Origin of the sequence: Lutimonas sp., assembly GCF_051011215.1 — a bacterium.
Taxonomy (GTDB): domain Bacteria; phylum Bacteroidota; class Bacteroidia; order Flavobacteriales; family Flavobacteriaceae; genus Lutimonas.
In genome coordinates this window covers 1-3,404 of sequence record NZ_JBPCUJ010000092.1, presented here as the reverse complement: position 1 = coordinate 3,404, position 3,404 = coordinate 1, and the positions used below count along the sequence as shown (strand labels likewise).

4 protein-coding genes are annotated in these 3,404 nt (G+C 38.3%); all 4 read right to left on the bottom strand.

Translation table 11 applies throughout. The features are described 5' to 3' along the window. Nucleotides 1-1,261: nuclear transport factor 2 family protein (locus ACR2MV_RS08295; RefSeq protein ID WP_434021442.1), on the bottom strand; the 1,261-nt coding region annotated here is incomplete at its 3' end. Between the two features lie 26 nt (nt 1,262-1,287). Then, on the bottom strand, nt 1,288-2,331 hold the full coding sequence (locus ACR2MV_RS08290) for an adenylate/guanylate cyclase domain-containing protein (protein WP_434021441.1): 1,044 nt from the start codon (nt 2,329-2,331) through the stop codon (nt 1,288-1,290). Between the two features lie 14 nt (nt 2,332-2,345). Then, entirely contained in the window at nt 2,346-2,720 is a 375-nt protein-coding gene (locus ACR2MV_RS08285; protein WP_434021440.1) for a response regulator, read from the bottom strand. Between the two features lie 60 nt (nt 2,721-2,780). Further along, a partial coding sequence (locus ACR2MV_RS08280; RefSeq protein WP_434021439.1) for a sensor histidine kinase occupies nt 2,781-3,404 on the bottom strand: 624 nt, incomplete at its 5' end.

The following is a 3,404-nucleotide window of genomic DNA, read 5'->3' as shown; positions in this document are numbered from 1 at the left end:
AGTCTATAAATGAATTGTTATCTTTTTCCCATATATTAAATCCGGTTGTCCAGGTCTCTATCCCTAATTCTTTAACTTGTTGAAATAATAATTCTGCCGTGTCACCCAACTCTTCACTACGTTGCATGGCCATGGTTCTTGAACGCACTTTTTCCAATGCCATTTCAATCCGGGCTTCTCTGGCTTGAGCTTCTGCCTTCTTTAGATCCAGAAATCGACTAAAAGCCAGGTCAAAGACTGTTGCAAAACGCTCCAGAATAAGAAGATCCTCTTTCGGAGGATTTTTCACAACACCAGGCAGACTATAGCCTATTTCTCCGTGTGAAGTTCGCCCCATTACAAATGTAATACCCCCGACATGCCTGATATCCTCTTCTGTTGGAGCATTGGGGTCCACGCGTTTAAAATCGCCTAAGGTGACCATCTTGTGCAGGTAATCCAGTGCTTTATCCGTTTCCAGGGCTAAAACCATTATAGGTTCATCATTGGCTTCCCATTCGTCCATACCTTCATAATGACTGTGAAAGTCTCTTGGCAATTCCATGATCATACCTATTCGGCTTCCATCCCCGGATGTCATCGATTTTTCGAATTTTTCTTCCAACCAGGTCATATGCCAAAAATAATCTGCGCGGTGCCCCAGTTGAATAAACTCATTACGCATAGTCACAACAATGTCCAACAAATCTTCAGAATCCTGCATGGCAACTACCCGGGAACGTACCCGTTCCAATGCCGCTTCTACTTCAAGATCACGGTTTTTAATTTCCAGCTCAGCTGTTCTTCGTTTAATGGCATTCCGCAGTTCCAGATTTTCGCTGGAGACTTTATCATGTCCAAGGGTCTCGCCTTCTTCCGCCTTCAGATCTGGGGTAGAAAAATGCTGGTAAAAAAAACGCCAGCCCTTTGAAGTATTTCTCATTAAAGAAGTGAATCTGAATCTGGCATAATACACCCATTCCTTTCCATCCAGAATATAGGCATCCGCCAAATCGGTAAACAAAACCATTCCTTCAAAATAATCTATGGTTCTATCGATGTTCTCTAATTTCGCTTTGCCAGCCAGTTGATCAGCAGTTGCTTCTAAAAAAGACGTTGTTTCTCTTTTATTCAGAAACTCCTCACCATCAGTTGATCCCACAAATCGAAAATCATCATCAAGAAAAGAGTTGTAAGTTGCTACATCTCCATTCAAATAACTATCCCACCAGGTGTTATATACCTTGAAAAGTTCTTTTTCTTCTTTTTTGGATAGCTTCATAACTATTTGATCTATTGAACCACAGCCTAACTCAGCACCTGGTATACCATCACAGGCTTTGACTTGTTCTTCATGACAATCTCGCCTATTTTATCACAATTAAAAGATTCCTTGATTTTTTTGTAATTCTCTTCAGAAATCAAAATCTGTCCCTTATCTGCCGCTGATTGCAATCGAGCTGCAATATTCACAGCATCTCCAATCACTGTATAATCCAACCTCTTTAAGGTTGAGGAGCCAATATTCCCCCAAACCATATCACCACTGTTGATACCAATAGAGACTTGTGGCTTATACGATTCTATTCCGATACCAATGGTTGCTTTTTCAATCACTCTTCTAATTTCAAGACAGGCTTCAATTGCTCTGTCCAGATGAAACTCACCTTTAAAAGTTGCCATCACGGCATCACCTAAAAATTTATCAACTACACCATCATGCTTAATGATTTCTTTTACCATGATATCAAAATAGGCATTGAGCATAGCAACAACCTTATCAGCAGGTTCTTTTTCACTAATGGTTGTAAAACCACAAATGTCGATAAACACGGCAGTTCCTTCTAAAGTTTCGCTTTCAAAAAGGGCGGTCCTCATCTCCTTACTGCCCATAAAATTGATTACATTTTCATCCACATACATTCTAAGAATATTATTTTCTTTTACTGCCTGAAGCGTCTTTTTTACTGTTTCTACGTGCGCAATTGTCTTTTCTATTGTAATTTCTAAGTCTTTAAAATCGATAGGCTTTGTAATAAAATCGAAGGCCCCTCTGTTCATGGCCATTCTAATGTTTTCCATATCACCGTAAGCAGAAACCATCACCGACTTCAACAAGGAATTTTGTTCGTTTAAACGACTTAATAAAGTAAGGCCATCCATTTCGGGCATGTTGATATCACTTAAAATAAGATCAACATCTTCATGTTTTGCCAATTGTTCCAGGGCATGCCTGCCATTTTCTGCAAAAACAAAATCGTATTCATTGTTGCGTATTTTACGTCGAAAACGTTGTTTTATAAGGATTTTCAAATCCTCTTCATCATCAACAACAAGTATCTTAGTCATCATATGCTACATTGATTTTAATTGATTAATCCCTTAATTTCTTCTTTTAATGAAACAAAATCTATGGGTTTGGTAAAAAACTCTTTGGCCCCGGAATTGATAGCCTTGTTGTAATTATCACTATCTCCATAGGCAGATATCATACTTATTTTAATTTCCGGATACCGTTTCTTCACTTCTTCAAGAAGCTCCAAACCAGTCATTCCGGGCATGTTTATATCCGAAAATATGTAAACCACTTTTGGTGGGTTGCTGCGCTGAAGTATATCCAGGGCTTCCTGTCCTGAAAAAGCAAAGACCAATTCAAGACTTTTACTCTTAACTTCCTTTCTAAATTTTTGTCTGAATAATAATTCTACATCCTTTTCATCATCGACTACTAAAATTCTCATGCTCATTTTATTTTGTTTGTTAGGGGACTCTTTATTCTTTTATTTCAAAATTTGAATATTCTATTTCTTTATCGGAATATAAATGACAAACTCAGTGCCTTTTCCTGGTTCTGTATTTAACTCAATGGCACCTCCATGACCTGTGGTAACAATATCATAGGCCAAAGACAATCCAAGGCCGGTCCCTTTACCAGTCGGTTTGGTCGTAAAGAAGGGTTGGAAAATTTTATCTTTAAGTTCTTTTGGAATACCAGGGCCATTATCTTTAATGGAGATCATAGCTTGATTTTTCATGTTTTTTGTTTTCACCGTTACCAGTGGTTTAAAACCCTCTACCCGATCCTTTTCGGGTATCGAAGTAACAGCAAAAAAAGCATTGTTAATGATGTTAAGAACCACCCTGCCTACATCTTGAGGAATGATTTCAACCTTTGGTAGTGTCTCATCAAAATCTGTTTTAAAATCCGCATTAAACGATTTATCTTTTGCTCTTAATCCGTGATAGGCCAATCGTAAATATTCATCTGACAACACGTTCAGATCCACAAATTCTTTCTTTCCAGAACTATTTCTGGAATGTTCTAACATACCTTTAACGATGCTACTCGCACGCTTGCCATGATGCGTGATCTTTTCAAGGTTTTGGACAATATCCTTCGAAATGTCTTTGGCCTCACCTAAGTC

Bases quoted from the DNA above. Each gene is read 5' to 3' on its own strand.
- ACR2MV_RS08290 (WP_434021441.1), bottom strand. From the start codon at position 2,331: ATGATGACTAAGATACTTGTTGTTGATGATGAAGAGGATTTGAAAATC.
- ACR2MV_RS08285 (WP_434021440.1), bottom strand. From the start codon at position 2,720: ATGAGAATTTTAGTAGTCGATGATGAAAAGGATGTAGAATTATTATTC.